This is a genomic window from Methanobrevibacter sp., from assembly GCF_017427765.1.
In the GTDB taxonomy this organism is placed as follows: domain Archaea; phylum Methanobacteriota; class Methanobacteria; order Methanobacteriales; family Methanobacteriaceae; genus Methanocatella.
Genome location: NZ_JAFRSC010000032.1, coordinates 128,584 through 147,814, shown reverse-complemented (window position 1 = coordinate 147,814; position 19,231 = coordinate 128,584). Strand labels below are relative to the sequence as shown.

11 protein-coding genes are annotated in these 19,231 nt (G+C 35.5%); 9 read left to right on the top strand and 2 right to left on the bottom strand.

What is annotated here, in order from left to right; all coding sequences use genetic code 11:
• Window positions 1-7 precede the first annotated feature (7 nt).
• A complete protein-coding gene (locus tag IJL02_RS10280; RefSeq protein ID WP_292816057.1) occupies window positions 8-1,378 on the bottom strand; it encodes a hypothetical protein in 1,371 nt (456 codons plus the stop codon).
• 875 nt (window positions 1,379-2,253) lie between these two features.
• On the opposite strand from IJL02_RS10280, the gene IJL02_RS10275 reads away from it, so the two are divergent.
• Window positions 2,254-3,222 (top strand): glycosyltransferase family 2 protein, encoded by a 969-nt coding sequence (locus IJL02_RS10275; RefSeq protein ID WP_292816056.1) that lies wholly within the window; start codon window positions 2,254-2,256, stop codon window positions 3,220-3,222.
• Window positions 3,223-3,269: 47 nt separating this feature from the next.
• A complete protein-coding gene (locus IJL02_RS10270) occupies window positions 3,270-4,727 on the top strand; it encodes a glycosyltransferase family 39 protein (protein ID WP_292816055.1) in 1,458 nt (485 codons plus the stop codon).
• Here IJL02_RS10270 and IJL02_RS10265 read toward each other — a convergent pair.
• Window positions 4,708-5,595: a hypothetical protein gene (locus tag IJL02_RS10265; RefSeq protein WP_292816054.1), complete on the bottom strand. Its 888-nt coding sequence runs from the start codon at window positions 5,593-5,595 to the stop codon at window positions 4,708-4,710. The genes IJL02_RS10270 and IJL02_RS10265 overlap by 20 nt on opposite strands.
• Before the next feature lie 36 nt (window positions 5,596-5,631).
• Here IJL02_RS10265 and IJL02_RS10260 point away from each other — a divergent pair, with 36 nt between their 5' ends.
• From IJL02_RS10260 to IJL02_RS10230, 7 genes are all read left to right on the top strand, one after another.
• Window positions 5,632-6,210: a flavin reductase family protein gene (locus tag IJL02_RS10260; RefSeq protein ID WP_292816053.1), complete on the top strand. Its 579-nt coding sequence runs from the start codon at window positions 5,632-5,634 to the stop codon at window positions 6,208-6,210.
• Window positions 6,211-6,279: 69 nt separating this feature from the next.
• Window positions 6,280-6,732 carry a flavodoxin gene (locus tag IJL02_RS10255; protein WP_292816052.1) on the top strand — a complete coding sequence of 151 codons (453 nt, stop codon included), beginning with the start codon at window positions 6,280-6,282 and terminating at the stop codon, window positions 6,730-6,732.
• An 8-nt stretch (window positions 6,733-6,740) separates the two neighbouring features.
• Complete coding sequence (locus IJL02_RS10250; protein WP_292816051.1) at window positions 6,741-7,208, top strand: MarR family winged helix-turn-helix transcriptional regulator; 468 nt, start codon at window positions 6,741-6,743, stop codon at window positions 7,206-7,208.
• A gap of 1 nt (window position 7,209) precedes the next feature.
• Window positions 7,210-8,595: an MATE family efflux transporter gene (locus tag IJL02_RS10245; RefSeq protein ID WP_292816050.1), complete on the top strand. Its 1,386-nt coding sequence runs from the start codon at window positions 7,210-7,212 to the stop codon at window positions 8,593-8,595.
• A gap of 315 nt (window positions 8,596-8,910) precedes the next feature.
• Window positions 8,911-16,302, top strand: a complete 7,392-nt coding sequence (locus IJL02_RS10240; protein ID WP_292816049.1) for a right-handed parallel beta-helix repeat-containing protein — start codon at window positions 8,911-8,913, stop codon at window positions 16,300-16,302.
• A 92-nt stretch (window positions 16,303-16,394) separates the two neighbouring features.
• Window positions 16,395-16,838 (top strand): hypothetical protein, encoded by a 444-nt coding sequence (locus tag IJL02_RS10235; RefSeq protein WP_292816047.1) that lies wholly within the window; start codon window positions 16,395-16,397, stop codon window positions 16,836-16,838.
• A gap of 307 nt (window positions 16,839-17,145) precedes the next feature.
• Complete coding sequence (locus tag IJL02_RS10230) at window positions 17,146-19,212, top strand: hypothetical protein (protein WP_292816045.1); 2,067 nt, start codon at window positions 17,146-17,148, stop codon at window positions 19,210-19,212.
• The last annotated feature ends 19 nt before the right edge of the window (window positions 19,213-19,231 follow it).

Below are 19,231 nucleotides of genomic sequence, written 5' to 3'. Positions count from 1 at the left end.
ATTATCACTAGTTCAGTTTTCCGTGGCCTCTGTGTGCTACGTTTGCTATTTCAATAAATTCATATGCTTCATTTAGATTCTCATAAAAGTGCAGGGAATATATGAGGACATTATCGCTTCTGTATTTCTGATAGATATTGTTTATCTGCATGTTTTCAATGTCCTGTGAGAGAAATATTGTGATTTTTCCATTGTTTTTTGATATGATGTCTTTAATTTCATCTTCGCTTTGGGCAATGAAGCTGTTTTTAAAGCCTTCAAGAAGCTTGTCCTTATCTAAATTGCCGTTTTTATTATAATATTTTGATTTGAAATCCTTGAAATTTACTGCCGGGGTGTCAGATGATGTCTTTGAATTCATGATTCTGTTGAATTCTCTTACAAACCTTTCCTCACCGTAATTTTCAATGCACTGGCTTTTCAATGATGCGACAAGTTCATTGTACTTATCGTCATCCTTATAGGTATCCAATATGAATTTGGCCATTTCATCTGTGTTTTTAAATATAATCTCTTCGGGATATATGTATTCGCTGCTGTGCCAGTTTAAAATAAGAGCGTTTGTAGACGCCGCAAACCCTTCGGTAGGTGACAGATGAAAGCTTTCAAGATCACTGACAGACAGGACATATCCTATGTTTGAAAACATCTCGGACCTTTCAACCCATCCACGGTTGATAACGGAATCTGCTAAATTATTCTTTTCGATGAACTCCTCACACCCGTTAAAGTATTCAATCTGCTCTTCATGGCGTGCCCAGTGGGTGTCCTTATATGATTTTCCCATAAGATAGAGCTTAAAGTTATCGTCATGCTTTTTTAAGCAGTTCAAAATCTCAAGACCTCTCATGAGGCCCTTGTAGTTCGGCATGTATCCAACAATAGCTAAATTATTTCTGTATCCTTCATCCTTTCTGCTTGAATACTGTGATGTCTCAACAAGGTTTCCAAGATAAAACATCTTTTCACGGGGAATCTTGAAGATGTTTGAGAACAGTTCCATATGGAAATAGTTTACGCATATCACTCCGTCGACATTGTCGAAATTGATTTTAAAACCGAAATCCACTGTAAGTTCATATTTATGTGCTCTGATAAAGAGCTTCTGGTTTTTGGTGACGTTGTTGGAAAACCATTCGGTATGAAAGAGCATCCATTCGCAAAATACAATATCCGCCCATTTCATAAGTTCCTTAAGTTCCTTGCTTTTGATGAATTCCTTGTTTCCGGTAAAATCCACGACTTCAATTTCATAAAACTCGCTAAGGTATTTGACTGCAGGAGTTATGAATTTCATATCAACGCCTGCAATAAGCAGATGAGGCTTTTTGGCCTTGAAGACATTTTTAATTTTAGAAATAATTTTATTGGATTTCATATACTATAATATATTGTAAAAAATCATTTAAATATTGATTAGTATTCTGATATTAATCTTATTTTGTTAAAAAAATAATTGCTCTAAAAATTAGAAAAATCAAATTAATGTCTTATTGCAGAGAAAAAATCTCTACAATATTCCCTATTAGACATTAAAAATTCAATAGATTTGCATCTTCAATAGAGGTTTACTTAAAAAGTAATTCTCTACATATGTCTATTATTAAAGTTTTATATAAATTTAACTAATTTTTAAATAGGTAATTAAATAGTGTCCATCTCCGGGAAAAGGCCTCGGAAAATTTAGTTTTCAAAACCCCTCATTGAATTGTTAATATTTAATTACCATTGAATATGAGGCGAAATTAAGTTATTATCTCCAATCTTTAATTAGAATCCGAATAGATTTAATAATTGAAATAATATTAAACCAATTTGAACCAATTGTGAAGATAATTAACTCCACCATTCCACCTCCTGAAGATGCAAGGAAGAAGACCAATACAGTTAGGGAAAAACTGAACTGACAAAAAATAAACACTACTTAAAAATAATAATTTCATGTTTATTCAACTCCCATAATATCTATTGATTTGAGGCCTTTACTAAAAAATATATGGTTTAAATTATATTTAATGGTTGTTGAAGTCACTTTGTAAAATTGTAGCCATTTAAACAACATATTTATAGTTTACGGCAATTATTGTTAAAAAAAGTGTAGAGATTATTCTGTTGTACTTTCTATGTTAGTGTTTAAGTCATATATATTTTGTATCGATTTAATTAAATAGTATATATTTTTCATATTATTATTTAAGTACTTAAATTCAAAAATCAAAATAATTAATAATTAATTCAGATGAGTGTAGATTAATGACTAAAATATCAGTTATAATGCCAGTATTTAATGAGGAGAAATATGTTGCAAATGCCATTGAAAGCGTCCTCAACCAGACCTGCGATGATTTTGAACTTATAATTGTAAATGACGGTTCAACCGATGGGACATTAAACGTTATTCGCGATTTTGATGATGATAGAATCAGACTGATTAATCAGGAAAATCTCGGACCTGGCGCTTCAAGAAACAGGGCTCTTGATATTGCCTGCGGGGAATATGTGATGTTTTTGGACGGTGATGACTTTTTTAGAGAAGATGCACTGATGACAGCTTACAGTGAAGCAAAACAAAAAGATACAGACATTTCCATATTCCAGATTATCAAATACAACAATGATGAATACAGCAAAAATGACTGGTTTAATCTAAACAGGTTCGATGAGGAATTTGAAGATAACGTTTTCACTCATCTTGACTGCAAGGAATTTCTCTTTGACATTTCAGTCAGCGCATGTCAGAAAATATTTAAAAGGGAATTTATAGAAAGGATTTCAGCAAGATTTCCCGAAGGAATCTTTTTTGAGGACATGCCGTTTTTCTTTTACACGTTTCTTAATGCCGAAAGGATTTCAATCATAAGGCGCCATCTCTATATTAGAAGAAAGCACTCAGGGTCAATTACAGAAACCGTAGATGAAAAATTCCTTGATACCGTAGAGGCCGGCCGGATAATGATGGGCATTTTTATTGAAACCGGATGGTATGATACATACAAATATGATCTTCTTGCATTCAAAATCAACGGTCCGAGATATGCCTTGATGGCGATAGAAGAAAAATGCAAGGAAAAACTGTATCTATTAATTAAAAAGGACTATGAAGCGATTAGATTAACTGAGTATTATCAGGACTATCTCGATAATCTCGGTCCGGTTAAAAGGAAATTTTTTGAAGACATTCTCAAATCCGAAAACTACGAAGATTTCGTAAATCTATCTTAATTTTTTTATACATAAATAAATATAATATTATTACAGAGGTAATTAAAATGAATATTGATGTATATAAGGATAATCTTGGAAAGGTTTTATTTGCTTTAAGTGTGTTGATTTTTGGGTTAATGATTTTTACGCCTTTAAACAGTGTTTTCATCCATGCCGATGAGTTTTTTACACTGTTCGTTGTTAAGTTTCCAGTAACAGACATTATCAACGTCAATATTCATGACGTTCACCCGCCACTTTATTATCTAATCGTAAAGGCAATAGCTAAACTGCTGGGTGTTTTAAACGTCTCTTTCAGCTCATTATTTTTAATCAAGATTATCTCAATCATTTCATACGGATTAATACTTCTGTTTTCTGCTTTAAAACTCAGAGATGATTATGGATGGCTCAGCGTTGGTATTTTCACTTTTGCCTTAGGATGCCTTTCCCAGTTTTTCATGCATTTCATTTTGGGAAGGATGTACGCTCTGGGTATTGTTTTCCTTTTACTTTCATTTTACTTCATGAAAAATATTTTAAAGGATTCAGATACTCGATCATGGGTATTTTTCACAGTATTTTCAGTTCTTGGAGCATATACACATTACTTTGTGGCAATATCTTCAGTTGTAATGTATATGATGCTTCTAATATATCTGATTTTAAACAAGCAGTCACTTAAGAAATGGTTCATTTCCGTTCTGGCGGGCATAGTAATGTATCTGCCTTGGATTTATGCGCTTGTAAAACAGCTCACAAAGGTGCATAATTCATATTGGATTAAGGATCTTACAGTAAAATCCTTCATAAAATGTCTGGGGTATTTTTCAACAAATAGCGACGCAATTATAATTCAGCTGATAGCTATCTTCGCACTCATATTCTTTATTGTAGTGCTTTTCAAAAACAGCGACAATATTCTTGACAGTGAAAACTACTACCTGTTAAGCGGTATTGGTGTGTTTGTGGGAACACTTGCTGTCGGAAGCATACTCTCACTAGTCTTTAAACCTATTCTTGTTGCAAGATATCTTTTACCTGCATCAGCGGTTCTCTGGTTTGCAGTCTCAATACTTGTCGGTAAAATCAAAAACAGGAGAATACTTCTGGTTTCACTTGCGCTGATAATGCTTTTAAGCGTATGCGCCGTAGCTGATACAGTCACTTCAAATGACAAAATGCTTGAGGACGGAAACGGCTACAATAATCTTTTAAGCAAGATAAATGACGGCGATATTGTAATATTCAATTCCGGTGTAGGGCTTCTGGAATTTGGTGATTATGTAAACGATACAGATATATATACAGTAGAGCTGAATGACCCTTACGGAATACCTAACAGCCATGTTGAAGGAATGTATGACTTCAAGCAGCTAAACGAAACAGGCATCAAGGATCTTATAGCTCAAAATCCTGACAAGAAAATCTATCTGGTCGATGCATGGGGAGATGAGAAATTCGATGACTTAAACAAAACCGATGCCGGTAAAATAGTCAACGTTAAGTTTTATGAGGTTTAAAGATAGTTTTAAACCAGATGAAATCCTCTCCTGCAAAATAGCTCACAAAAACAGATGCGAGAGTTAGGATAACAAATATTAAAAACACATTCAAAGGGGTGAATATAAAAAACATTAAAGCCCCTATTATTTCAATTATTATAAAAGCTGATTTTGATTTTTCTATATTGATATAGCTCAATATTCCCAAAACGACTGGAGTAAATATTATTGCCAGTATGAACAGACAGGACATCTCAAGGCTTATAATGCCTTTAAGAGGTTTGGCTAAAATGTACATGTATAGGTACATCTCAATGACGGTCAGGTAAAATCCCTGAACTCCTCCGCAAATTGCCTGGGATAAGGTATGCTTTTTTAAAAGAACCCTTGACCATATCACCAATGGATAAATAACACCAATGACTGCACCAACCGGACCCAAAAGCAAAATCAGTGCAGCAATAGGTCCGCTTATTCCGGTAGTATGCACGCTGATTTTCCATTTTGAAGTTATTATTAGAACGACTCCTGTATTTACGCTGTAGCATAAAAGAAGCAGTGTCAAAAAGTTATCAGCATTTACTGCCAGACAAATCAGAAATCCGATAAAATAGGATATGATTCCAATGACAAGGGGAGCATAACGGTCCTGGCGGTTTGAAATGTCAAAGTCTGTGTTTAACCTTTTAGCCCAGAATAATATTATTGCAATCGGAAGAATGGATGCGAAAACAAGTGAAATGACTTCCATGACAATGAATTTTCCAAAATCAAAAACTCCATTTTCAAAGGACAGAATAACACAGATTACTAAAAACAGTGGTATTGTAATAATTGGAGGTTGTGTCAAATCCGAAATCCTTTTGGCAATTTTTAATTTATTCATAAATTTATTTATAGGACATTTGAATTAATAAGTATTATGAAAGTCAATCAAAAACCCAAAGCCATGATGTTTCCGGCTCCTGCAGTTGTGGCCGGCGCATATGATGAGAACGGAAAAGCCGATTGCTGCACACTTGCCTTTGCGACAATGTGCTCTCACCATCCTCCGGCAGTAATGATAGCGATAAATACCACATTAAAAAGAAAAACACTAAAAAGCATTCACCATTCTAAGGAATTCACTATAGGATTTCCAAGCGTTGAACATGTGGGCGAAATAGATTATATGGGAATAGCTTCAGGTTACGATACAGACAAGATTGAGGATGTCGGATTTACATTCAAGGATGCGGAATGCGTAAATGCGCCAATAATTAATGAATTTAAAGTATCTTTGGAATGTAGGGTCATCCATATGGCTGAAGTCGGAAGCCACACACAGATTACAGGTGAAATCGTTAACGTTCAAGCCGAAGAGGATGTTTTAAATGAGAAAGGTAAAATCTCATATGAAAAACTGAATCCGGTATGCTATGATGATGTCTCCCACAGCTATTTTGAAATCGGAGACTATATTGCAAGGTCACATAAGTTCGGATTGAAATACATGAAATAGTTTTTAACTGTTGCAAAGACAATAGTTGTCAGTGCAACATTTATATATGATGAAGACTTAAGTATAATAATGAAATCATTAGTTGCATATTATTCTAGAACAAATATTACAAAAAAACTTGCAGAAGAAATCGCAGGCAAGCTGAACGCAGATGTTGAAGAAATCAAACCTAAAGTTAACTATCAGGGAAAACTGGGTTATGCCAGAGGCGGAAAACACGCAATCCAGGAAAAGATAATCGATTTGGAACCTCTCAACTATGACCCTAAAGATTATGATATGGTTTATCTTGGAGCGCCTGTATGGGCCGGAAAATCCGCAAACCCTTTAATTTCATATATTAAACAGAATGAAGGCAAATTCGAAAATGTCAAATTCTTCGTAACTGCCGGAAGCAGCGGATTTGATTCCACATTTGCACAGCTTGAAGAGAAGGTAGGAATCAAACCTCAAAAGACACTGGCTTTAACCACCAAAGAAGTCAAAAAGAATGAATTCGACTTATCATCATTTTTGCAGTAGCTGATAACATGTCACTAGAAGAATTCAAACAGATGGATGCCAAAGACCTTCCTGTAGGCAAGCTAATAGCGATGATATCAAGAGGACATACAATATTCATTAACCATCATCTCAAGGAGCACGATATCAACTCAACACAGCTGCATCTTCTATTTGAAATAGCAAACCAAAGTCAAATAAATCAGGAAATGATTGCTGAGAGATGCAACATCAACAAGGGTGCCGTTGCCAGGTCAATTAAAAAGCTTGAGGAAAAGGGACTGGTTGTACGTGAAATCGATGAAAACAACCGCAGACAGAACAAGGTTTCACTTACAAAAAAAGGCCAGCAGACACTGGATGACGCCGCCAAAATCTTTAACATGTGGGAAGATGAGGTAATTTTGCAAAAAGGTTATGTCACAAAGGAATTATTGCAACAGATTTTAAAAGAGATAGCTATTAAAACAATAGAATTAAACAAAAAGAGAGAATAACATGAGTAAAAATAAAAATATTGAAATGATTACGGGAGATCCGAAAAAGGCCATAAGAAAACTGGCATGGCCGATGATGGTGTCAATGCTTTTGATTATGCTTTATAATCTTGCAGACAGTATATGGGTAGCGGGTCTTGGAGCCGACGCATTGGCTGCTATCGGATTTATCACACCGCTTTTTATGGTACTTATAGGACTTGGAAACGGTATCGGTGCAGGTGCAAACTCACTTGTTGCAAGAAACATAGGGGCAAAAAATTATGATGCTGCAAACAACTCAGGACTTCATGCCGTTGTGCTGTCTTTAATTGTTTCTGTAATATTTACTATTCTAATCGAAGTGTTCATGGTTCCTATATTGCAGTTCATGGGAGCAGGCGATACTATAGGATATGCGATGGATTACAGCTACATCATATTCGGATTTTTATTCGTATTTGTATTTTCAGGTGTTGCATCAGCAATATTTAGATCAGAAGGTGACATGAGGCGCGCTACAATTGCAATAGCCGTAACAGCAATCTTAAATATTATTCTGGACCCTATATTCATTTACGTGTTAAACCTTGGAATTGCAGGAGCGGCATGGGCGACAGTAATATCTGCAAGCATGTCATGTATTGTAATGAGCTATTGGATATGGGGCAAAAAAGACCTGTATCTTGATTTATCACCTAAAAACTTCAAATATTCAAGCAGGATAATGATTGACACCCTTCAGGTTGCAATCCCTTCAACACTTGAAAACGTCATATTTTCAGCTCTGGCAATTATCATCAACACAATGCTTGTAATGGCAGCAGACACTACAGCCGTGGCAGTATATACAGCTTCAATGAGAATTGTTCAGCTGGCGATGATACCGCTTTTGGGTATAGGAACAGCAGTCCTGACAGTTTCAGGTGTAGCTTTTGGTGCTCACAATCACGTAAACCTGAAAACTGCACATTCCTATTCAATCAAACTGGGTTTTCTATTCTCAATTGCAATAGGTATTGTGATGTATATATTCTCAGCTCAAATCGCAGCAATATTTTCATACACTGCAGCAAGCGCTGATTTAGCGCCGCAAATTGCAACAGCTATATCAGTTCTCACATTGTTTGTGCTGGCTATTCCTCACGGTATAATGTCATCAATGATGTTTCAGGGAGTGGGAAAAGGAGTATATTCCTTGATAATCACGCTTCTCAGATCACTTATATTGGAGAGTGTATTTGCATACCTGTTCGGATTTGTATTCGGATGGGGAGTTGTTGGAATTTATGCAGGAGTAGTGTTCGGTTGTTTTGTCGGAGGAACAGTCGGATATGTCTGGGCCAAATTCTTCATACGCAAGTTCAAGCAGATTTCAATTAGAAAATATACTCCGCAAAACGATTAGATAGTCCTCAATGGGCTATTTGATTTACTTTTTTAAAACTAATTCTAGAACTTTTCGCCAAACTAAGTTTCATTTGTTCGTTTAATTGCGAATTAACTGATTAATATTTTTTAATTTTTTTTAAAAACAATCAACCGTTTTTCTAAACTATTTTGAAGAATTTTCAATTAAATATATTAACATATTTTATCATATTTACATATGTAGTAATGATTTAAAACACGTAATGCGCAAATAATTCTTATTACATGACATGTTATGTAAAAAAATTTTGACAAATATTTTTTTTGATCAAAAAAGCGAGTTGAATTTTAAATGGATAAGTTGAAAACTAAAATCTTGTTGATTTCATTACTGTTGATATTGCTGTTCTCTGTTCACTCAGCAGCTGCAGCAACCGACAGCGATGGAAACCTAACAAGCGAAAGTATTGATTTATCTATATGTGATAACGAAGGCTATATAAGTCCTGATGATGTTTTAAGCGTATCGAATGATTTGGATAAATTGGGTGCTGATGAGGCCACATTTTCTATATTAGCTCGTGAGATTTCTCGTGGCGGAAATGTTGAATTGCAGCATGATTATTACATATGTTCTGATTCTGATGACACTATTCATATCAATGGTTATGATAGAATTATTGATGGTAAAGGTGCGGTAATTGATATGGCAGGATCAACTATTCGAGCATTTTATGTAGAAGATTCCGGTGTAACAATTAAAAACCTAACCATTAAAAATGCTAACTTTAATGGTGATGGAGGAGCTATTTACTTCGATAATTCCGGTACTGTTGAAAATTGTAATTTTGTTAACAACACTGCAACTGAATACGGTGGTGCAGTTTTCTTCAATAGTCAGGGTAATGTGGCAAATTGTAATTTTGTTAACAACACTGCAACTCAAAATGGTGGTGCAGTTTTCTTCTATAGTCAGGGTAATGTGGCAAATTGTAATTTTGCTGATAACACTGCTGGATATACTGGTGGTGCAGTTTTCTTCGGAGATAATAATTGTGAAGTAACAAATTGTAATTTTGCTGATAACACTGCTGGATATACTGGTGGTGCTATCTATATGATATCTGGTAATAGTGTTGAAAATTGTAATTTTACTAATAACTCCGGTGGAGTCTATAGTGGTGCTATCTATATGCTATCTGGTAGTGTTGAAAATTGTAATTTTACTAATAACTCTGCTAAGTATGGTGGTGCAATCCATACGGAGTGGGGTAGCATTGAAAATTGTAATTTCACTGGCAATAATGCGACAAGAGGTTCTGCTATTTTCTTTTGGGATACATCAGCCACTAAAACTGTTTCCAATTCTATTTTCTTAAACAATAGAGCGAATGCAGAAACATTTGAAGTAACCAAAAATTATAATAACATTACAATTACTTTCACAGGTAAGGATAACCTTTTAAATGCAATCTATTCCAGAGACGATAGTGAAGTTACATTTACCAATGTGACTTACTGGAGTGCAAACGGAATCGCAAACACGGGCAGTTCCACTCCGGCCAGATCTAATAGGGAAGCAGGTCAAAACATCACTTTAGAAATTTTTGATTCTGATGATAAGCTAGTTGAAAACGTTACTTTAGTAACTGACATTAACGGTCAGGTAGTATATGACTTAGCTAAACTAAGCAACGGAAAATACAGATATGATGTTTATCATCTGTATGACAGCTATTACACATATGCTGAAAGCAACGGCACATTTACTAATGCATTAGTTGATTTCAACCTATTGCAAAGGGAAATCAATGAGGCTGCTGCAAATTCAGTGCTCACATTATACCAAAACTACACATTCATTGTAGGCGTGGATGAAAATCTCGCCGACGGAATTGTCATTGACAAGCCGATTACTATAAACGGTAACGGCTACACAATCAATGCACTTAATAAGGCCAGAATATTTCACGTTACTGTAGAAAATGTGGTGTTAAATAACATTACATTTACAAACGCCAATGCTTCAGGTGAAGGTGGTGCAGTTTTCTTTGATGATAATGGTGTTGTGACAAACTGTAATTTCATTGATAACTCTGCTCAGCGTGGCGGAGCATTTTATTTAATAGGAAATGTTATTGTAACAAATTGTAATTTTGTTAATAACTCCGCTTCAGTTGATAGTAGTGCTATTAATATAGGTTTCGGTACTGTGACAAATTGTAATTTTGTTAATAACTCTGCTTTTGGTGATTTTGGTGCTATCTGGATTTTTTCTGGGAATGTGACAAATTGTAATTTTGTTAATAACTCTGCTCGTTATGGCGGTGCAGTTTACTTCCGTGATTATGGTACTGTGACAAATTGTAATTTTACTAACAACACTGCAACTCAAGATGGTGGTGCAGTTTACTTCAATGGTTTTTATCATCGAGGTTCTACTGTGACAAATTGTAGTTTTATTTCTAACAATGCAAAATCCAATGGTGGTGCTATCCGGATGCTTTCTGGTAGTGTTGCAAATTGTAATTTTACTAACAATACCGCAACTCAAGATGGTGGTGCAGTTTACTTTGAGGGTCATTTTCGTCTAAGTTCTACTGTGACAAATTGTAATTTCACTGGAAATAATGCGACTACAGGTTCTGCTATTTACTTCGGGAATAATTTAGAAACTAAAACTGTTTCCAATTCTATTTTCTTAAACAATAGAGCGAATGCGGAAGCTTTGGAAGTAACCAAAAATGAAAATAACATTACAATTACTTTCACAGGTAACAATAACCTTCTAAACGCAATCCATTCAAGAAATAATGGCGAAGTTACCTTTACCAATGTGACCTATTGGAGTGCAAACGGAATCAACAGCACAGGCAATTTCCCTATCAAACCACCAAGATCCAACAGGCAAGCCGGTCAAAACATCACTTTAGAAATTTTTGATTCTGATGATAAGCTAGTTGAAAACGTTACTTTAGTAACTGACATTAACGGTCAGGCCATATATGACTTAGCTAAACTAAGCACCGGAAAATTCAGATATAATGTCTATCACTTTGAAGACAGCTATTACACATATGCTGAAAGCAACGGCACATTTACAAATGGCCTAGGCGATTTCAACATATTGCAAAAGTATATCAATGAGGCTGCTGCAGATTCAGTGCTCACCTTAAACCGCAGCTACACATTCACTGTCGGCATGGATGAAAATCTCGCCGACGGAATTGTCATTGGCAAGCCGATTACAATCAACGGTAACGGCTACACAATCAATGCACTTAATAAGGCCAGAATCTTCAAGGTTACTGCAGATAATGTGGTGTTAAATAACATTACCTTTACAAACGCCAATGCGTCAGGTGAGGGTGGTGCAGTTTACTTTGATGGTAATGGTAATGTGACAAACTGTCATTTCACTGATAACTCTGCAGAAAATGGTGGTGCACTTTACATCATGGTAGATGGTAAAGTAGAAAATTGTAGTTTTACCAATAACTCAGCATACAATGCCGGAGCAATTCACTTTATGGGAACCGGTAATGTAGCAAAATGTAATTTTATTGATAACAAGGCAACTTCAGGTGGTGCCGGTGCTATCGATATTTATTCAGGCAGCATTGAAAATTGTAATTTCGCAAACAACACAGCGACTTCTGACGGAGGGGCAGTTTGCTTCTATTTGGAGGGTAATGTAACAAATTGTACTTTCACTGATAACAAAGGTGAATATGGTGGTGCACTTTACTTCTCCTGGGACGGCACTGTAACAAGTTGTGATTTTACAAACAACCAAGTTACCGGAGATTATGTTTGCGGTGGTGCAGTTTACTTTAATAACAATGGTACTGTAATAAAATGTGTTTTTACTCACAACAAAGCAACCGGCAATGAGAGTTGTGGTGGTGCAGTTTGCATTAATTTCAACGGCACTGTGACAAATTGTAGTTTTACTGATAACCAAGCAGTTTCTGGTGGTGCCGTTTACTTCTACAAAAATGTTGAAGGTAATGTAACAGATTGCAGTTTTAATAATAACTCTGCTGATCATGGTGGTGCTATCTATTTCGATAGTGAGTCATCTGGTAGACTGGTAAACTGTAATTTTACTAACAACTCTGCAAACCGCTATGGTGGTGCAATCAACATGCGTTCAGGTAGTGTAACAAATTGTACTTTTGTTAATAACGCTGCTAGTCGTGGTGGTGCTATCTTAATGGGTTCGGGTAGTGTAACAAATTGTAATTTTGTTAATAACACTGTAACTGGCGATTATAGTTTTGGTGGTGCAGTTTTCTTCGATAGAACTGGTGAACTAAAAAATTGTAATTTTACTAATAACTCTGCATATTCTGGTGGTGCAGTTTACTTTGATGGTAATGGTAATGTGACAAACTGTAATTTCAATAATAATAAGGCAACCAGTTTTGGTGGTGCAATCAACATGGGTTCAGGTAGTGTAACAAATTGTACTTTTGTTAATAACACTGCTAATCGTGGTGGAGCTATTTTATTTGAGTTTAATGGAGAAGCATCAAATTGTACTTTTGTTAATAACGCTGCTAGTCGTGGTGGTGCTATCTTAATGGGTTCGGGTAGTGTAACAAATTGTAATTTTGTTAATAACACTGTAACTGGCGATTATAGTTTTGGTGGTGCAGCTTTCTTCGATAGAACTGGTGAACTAACAAATTGTAATTTTACCAATAACTCAGCATATTCTGGTGGTGCAGTTTATTGCAGCTTTTATAATGGTGTGGGTATTGTAAAAAATTGTAATTTCAATAATAATAAGGCAACCAGTTTTGGTGGTGCATTGGGATTTGTTAGGGATGGCGAACTAACATATTGTAATTTTGTTAACAACACAGCTTCTGGAGATGGCGGTGCAATTTACTTCTTAAATGGTAATGGTGAAATAGCAAATTGTAATTTTACTGGCAATAATGCGACTACAGGTTCTGCTATTTACTTTTGGAGTACTTTATCCACCAAAACTATTTCCAATTCTCGTTTCTTAAACAATAGAGCAAATGCGGATGCTTTAGAAGTAACCAAAAATGAAAATAACATTACAATTACTTTCACCGGTCAGGACAACCTTTTAAACGCAATCTATTCCAGAAATGATGAAGTTACATTTAACAACGTATTCTATTGGAGTGCAAACGGAATCAATAACACTGGCAATTCCGCTATCAAACCAACAAGATCCAACAAAGAACCCGGCCAAAACATCACTGTAGGCGTAGTTGTTGATGATGTTATTGTTTTAGAAGAGGTTAAAGTCACTGATGAGAATGGTATGATTGTTTTGGACATAATTGCTGGTGAGAATTATTACATCGGAGTTCGCCATGACACAGATTCATACTACACTGAAGCTCTAAATATAATTTCAAACAACACTAAATTCAATGTGAATGTTACTTCTCAGACAACCAACAATAAAACTGTTAACATCACTGCAAAATCAAACATTCCAAATGAAGTCATTAAAGGTAAATTACGCTTTATCCTTCCAAACGGTGATGAAGTGAATGCAAGTTATGCAGGTAATGGAATCTGGTGGACAAAATATACATTTGATGATTACGGAGTATATGAAGTAAATGCATCATATTCCGGATTGGATAATGTAACCCTCAACAATGGAACTGTAACTATCAGTAAATTTAACTCTACAATCAGTGCTCGCAATAAAACAGTCACTTACCCAAGTGATGTTGTTTTAGTGACTGCTGGTGAAAACTGTACTGGAATAAACAAATCCAGCGTTGTCATCCGCAACCCTGACGGCACACTTGCAGATGCTAATGTTGTTGTTGACGGATTCAGCATAACAATCAGCGGTTTAGGTGCAGGCAATTACACAGTTTACTATAACAACACTGTAAACTCTAACTGTAATGTCGCCGGCAACTTTACAGGAATCACTGTCTTAAAAGCAAACTCATCTGTCAGTGCAACTGATGTTGAGGTTACTTATGGTGATTTGATTGTGGTTGTTGTAGACTCTAAGAATGCTACAAAGGTTTCATATCAGATTATCAGTTCCGGTGCTATTGTTAAAGAAGGACTTGTTAATGTTGGTGAAAACATTACCGGTCTTGATTTGGGTGCTGATGAATACACAGTCAACCTGACAACTGTGGTTAACGCCAATTTCACTGCTTCTAACTATAAATCTAAGATTACAGTTAATCCGGCCAGTTCATATGTCAGTGCCGGGGATGTGGAAGTTACATACGGCGAAGAAATAGTCATTCCTGTTTCAACTGTCAATGCAGTTGCGCTTTATTATGATATCGTTGATGAAAACAATACTGTTGTTGTTTCAGATATCATAGAATCCGGCTTAAACATTACAGTTAACGGATTGTCTGCAGGCCGTTATAATGTAACTTATATTACAGGTGTTGATTTAAACCACACTTCTGTTAGAAACGCTTCCAAAATCACAGTTAGCCCTGCTGGTTCCTGTGTAAGTGCTTCTTATGTAGCCGTTAATTTTGGCGAGGCCATCTCAATTGCAGTTTCATCAGTCAATGCAACTGAAATATCTTACTCAATCATTGACAGTAATAAGAAATCTGTTGTTAACGGTAGTGTAAAACCTGGTGAAGCAATCAGCGTTTCTGATTTGGCTGCAGGCGATTATACTGTAAGCCTAAATACAGTCACCGACGCTAACCATACAGCTATATCAAACAGTTCCAAACTGCACATCAGACATGTTGTTACAATTACTATCGCTCCTGTCACAGGATATGCTGGTGAAATAATCAGCATCACTGCCGAGTTTAAATATGAGAATGGTGATCCTGCTGGTGAAGGTACTGCGGGTTTGACCATCAAATATGAGGACAAAGAAGTGCTTGGTGCTTCCATGAATTCTCTCTTAAGTGCAGATGAATCCGTTCCGGTTTCAGGCGGTAAGGCAACATTCAATGTCAAACTTACTAATCCTGGTATCTACCCATATGTTGTGGCATATTCAGGTGAAGATGTTGATCCTGTTCAAGGGGAATCTACAATTACAGTTCTAAAAGTCAACACTACTGTTTCATGCTCTGACATATCCGGAAAACCAACAGATAAAAAGGACGTTACAGTTACAGTTTCAGACCACAACAACAAGTCAGTTGAAAACGGAACTGTCACACTGACATTAAACGGAAAAACATACAATGCTACTGTTGAAAACGGTAAAGCAGTATTAAGTATTGAATTGCCAAATCCTGGAGAATATAATGCAACCGTTACATATAACGGCAACGGCTATTATAACTCCACTACCTCTTCAATTGGTGTTAATGTCGAAAAGATGAACACCAAAGCTCCTTTGGCTGGTGACATCACCGGCAAAGCCGGTGAGAAAACTGACATTACAGTCAAATTTGTTGACGAGAAAGGCAATCCTGTCAAAAACGGTACTGCTACATTGACCATTGATGGTAAGACATATACCTCAGATGTCATCAACGGCTCTGCAACATTCAAGGATGTTGTAATACCTGAAAAAGACACTGTGGCGGATGTTTATTATCAGTCAAATGACTACTACAACGCAAGCTCTGCAACATTTTCCGTTAAAGTCAAACATGACAGCAACAATACTGATAAAAACAGAACTGAAAAACACGTTTCATCCAAGGCTGCTGACGGCCAACAGACAGGTAATCCGATAGCAATGATGTTATTGGCATTGATGGTGATGGTTATCACATATCGCAAAAAATAAAACTTTAAAAGAGAATTTTTATATTCTCTTCATTTCTTTTTTTTAATATTTCTTGGTGAAAGCTTATTAACATATTTAAACAATAGTTAATTATGGAATTCATCCTCAACAACAAAAAATATTCAATAATTAATCATGAATTGTACATTAACTACCTGATGGTTGACAGCTATTTCAGCGACAGCCATTCAAAATATGATTATGACATAGAATTTGAATTCATCAAACCAATTTTTTCAAAAGAAAAGATTGAATTCAGTGACATTCTTGAAGGAACAAAGCTTTTAGAGGAACTGATTGAAAAAGGCCAAATCAATTTCATTCCTGCCGGTACAAGAATCGATGAGCATCTAAACGGCAACTTCAGGATAACATATCAGGATTTGGAATTCGTCAATGTCCGTGTAGGTGAGGCAATTCCATTTTTAATAGCTCTTAACAGCCTTGTTGAGTATAAACCAATCGTAACATTAGCCCAGATTGAAGAGGAGATGAACTACTTTTTGGATAGCTTCAGAAGTTATGGTTCCAATTAGACACTATGTTGATTCATTTTTAGATACAAATATTATATATATTGAAAACCATATAAACTAAAAATATCAACTATTTTGTCAGGGAGGAATAATAATTTCTAAAAATGATGATTTTTTAAAAAACGAATTTTTCATTATTGATTGTGATAATCTCAATTCAACCGAAAAGAGCTTTTACGGATTTACGATTCAGGACAATGACATCAAAAATAAAGATAATTTAAGTGATTTCGATTCACTGTCCGGATTAGGGACCTATGTAGGCATTGATGTAAATGATGATGAAATAACAATTCATCAGGATTTCATGGGGTCATATGGATTATATATCTATAAAAAAGACGATTATTTTGCAATATCAAATTCCTTTCTAAAATTAGTTGAATATTTAAAGTTTGACCATGAAATGACATTTAACAGGGATTATGCCGATGCGCTGATGATGCCTAGACTTTTGTGTTCATTTGTCTACGGCGATACTTTGGTAAATGAAATAGAATGCATCCCCAGAAACCGTATTGTAAAGATTAACAAAAATGATTCATCCATAAGCTATAAGACCATTGATTATGATGAAAATTCAGTTGAAATCAATACTGTTGAAGCATTGGATATTCTGGATGGATGGTTTTATAAGTGGGTTGATATAATCCGCAGCATAAAAAGCAAAACCAACAGAATCAGTGTTGATTTGACAGGCGGATTCGACACAAGAGTGATATTTGCACTGATTTTATCTGCAAACATTGACATGAACAGCATTATAGTATTTTCCATTCTCGATGAGCATCACAATCACGAAGAAGACTTTGAAATAGCTTCCCAGATTGCCGATGAGTTTGGATTTAAGCTGAATCAGCCGATTGATGCTAAAAGCGTTAACTTTAAGGATATGGGAGATATAATCAACCTCTCAAGCTATCTGAAATTGGGCTTTTCAAATCAGTTCAACTTTAAATCAAGTTATTATATTAATCCGATATATGTTATCAACGGTTTTGGAGGAGAATCCATCCGAGGATTTCCGCTTGGAACAGTTTATGAAAATAAGCAGTACATGACAAGACAGGCCGGAAGATACAATTTATCATTAAAAGAACCTGTTTCAAGGATATTGGAATTGGGAATTGAGAGGATTAATCAGGAAGGATATAATGACAGCGAATTGCAGTCAAGACATTATAAGGAGACAAGACTTAGAAACCATTTCGGAAAGCTGGCCCTTGAATTTTATCTTGTAAACAGATTCACGTTATCTCCAATAATAGATCCTGATCTCTTCAAGCTGAAACTTACAACAGATGAATGTGACGACAATCTGCTTCTCATTACATTGATTATACTTAGATACTGTCCTAAGCTGCTTGACTTTAAGGTGGAAGGCGGCAGAAAATTCTCAGACTCTACAATAGAATATGCCAAAAAAATCAATGACCTGAAGCCGTTCACACCAAAATCATATGAACTAATTTCAGGTGTTGAGGAAGCTGAAACTATTGAAAATCAACCTGATAATGACTACATTAGCGAAGAGGAAATCAACAGTCATCTAAAGGAAGTTTTCAAATCCAAAAATTTCCAGGACGACTTTGAAAAGTATATTGACCCTGTCTTTTATGAAAAGATTTCAAAATCCATTGACGAGAATGAATATTTCCCGCTTCAGGATGCGATACCTGCATTTTCAATTGTTAAAGTCCTAAATGAAATCAGCTTCAACAGACAAAACAACATGGATAGCATATCTCAGTGGTTCGATTCGTTTTTAGACAAACCTTACGTTGAAAGGCAAATGTCACTTGATGTTACCCAGATGCTTAGAAGGTTCAATACAGCTAGAATTGATTTAAAAAATAGAGGTACAGCGCAAAATTCCATAGAAATTGAGGAAGTTTCAGATTTGAATTCCAAAATAGATGCTCCGCAGTGGTTCAGTGACGATAAAGGAATAGGTCATGTAATTGAAAGCAGCGCAAATAAACTTGATTTGAAAATAAGATGCATCAAAACTGGAACCCTGTCAATAAGGCTCAGGGGAGTAAACGCCAAAGATAAGGACAATAACAATTTCCCAATTTATATTGACTTTACCAGTTTCAAGATAAACAGTAAGACAATCTTTGACGATAATCATTTGGCATGTCTTGATGATTTTTATGAATACAAAATGGATGTTAATGATTCAGACGTTCTTGATGTACATATTGAATGGATTCCTTTCAATGACGACAGTTCATATGAATCCAAAAAGATTAAATCATTGGAAAATCAGCTGGACAAATATAAAAATGAAAATGAAGAGCTTAAAAACAGACTGAACGCAATATTGAATTCAAAATCCGGAAAACTGTTGAACAAATTCAATAAATTATAAATTTTCTATATCGTGATGT

What these genes read in the sequence shown, in the direction of transcription:
- IJL02_RS10275 (WP_292816056.1), top strand. Translation starts at nt 2,254, where the DNA reads ATGACTAAAATATCAGTTATAATGCCAGTATTTAATGAGGAGAAATAT.
- IJL02_RS10255 (WP_292816052.1), top strand. Translation starts at nt 6,280, where the DNA reads ATGAAATCATTAGTTGCATATTATTCTAGAACAAATATTACAAAAAAA.
- IJL02_RS10260 (WP_292816053.1), top strand. Translation starts at nt 5,632, where the DNA reads ATGAAAGTCAATCAAAAACCCAAAGCCATGATGTTTCCGGCTCCTGCA.
- IJL02_RS10270 (WP_292816055.1), top strand. Translation starts at nt 3,270, where the DNA reads ATGAATATTGATGTATATAAGGATAATCTTGGAAAGGTTTTATTTGCT.
- IJL02_RS10265 (WP_292816054.1), bottom strand. Translation starts at nt 5,595, where the DNA reads ATGAATAAATTAAAAATTGCCAAAAGGATTTCGGATTTGACACAACCT.
- IJL02_RS10230 (WP_292816045.1), top strand. Translation starts at nt 17,146, where the DNA reads ATGGGGTCATATGGATTATATATCTATAAAAAAGACGATTATTTTGCA.
- IJL02_RS10250 (WP_292816051.1), top strand. Translation starts at nt 6,741, where the DNA reads ATGTCACTAGAAGAATTCAAACAGATGGATGCCAAAGACCTTCCTGTA.
- IJL02_RS10235 (WP_292816047.1), top strand. Translation starts at nt 16,395, where the DNA reads ATGGAATTCATCCTCAACAACAAAAAATATTCAATAATTAATCATGAA.
- IJL02_RS10245 (WP_292816050.1), top strand. Translation starts at nt 7,210, where the DNA reads ATGAGTAAAAATAAAAATATTGAAATGATTACGGGAGATCCGAAAAAG.
- IJL02_RS10240 (WP_292816049.1), top strand. Translation starts at nt 8,911, where the DNA reads ATGGATAAGTTGAAAACTAAAATCTTGTTGATTTCATTACTGTTGATA.
- IJL02_RS10280 (WP_292816057.1), bottom strand. Translation starts at nt 1,378, where the DNA reads ATGAAATCCAATAAAATTATTTCTAAAATTAAAAATGTCTTCAAGGCC.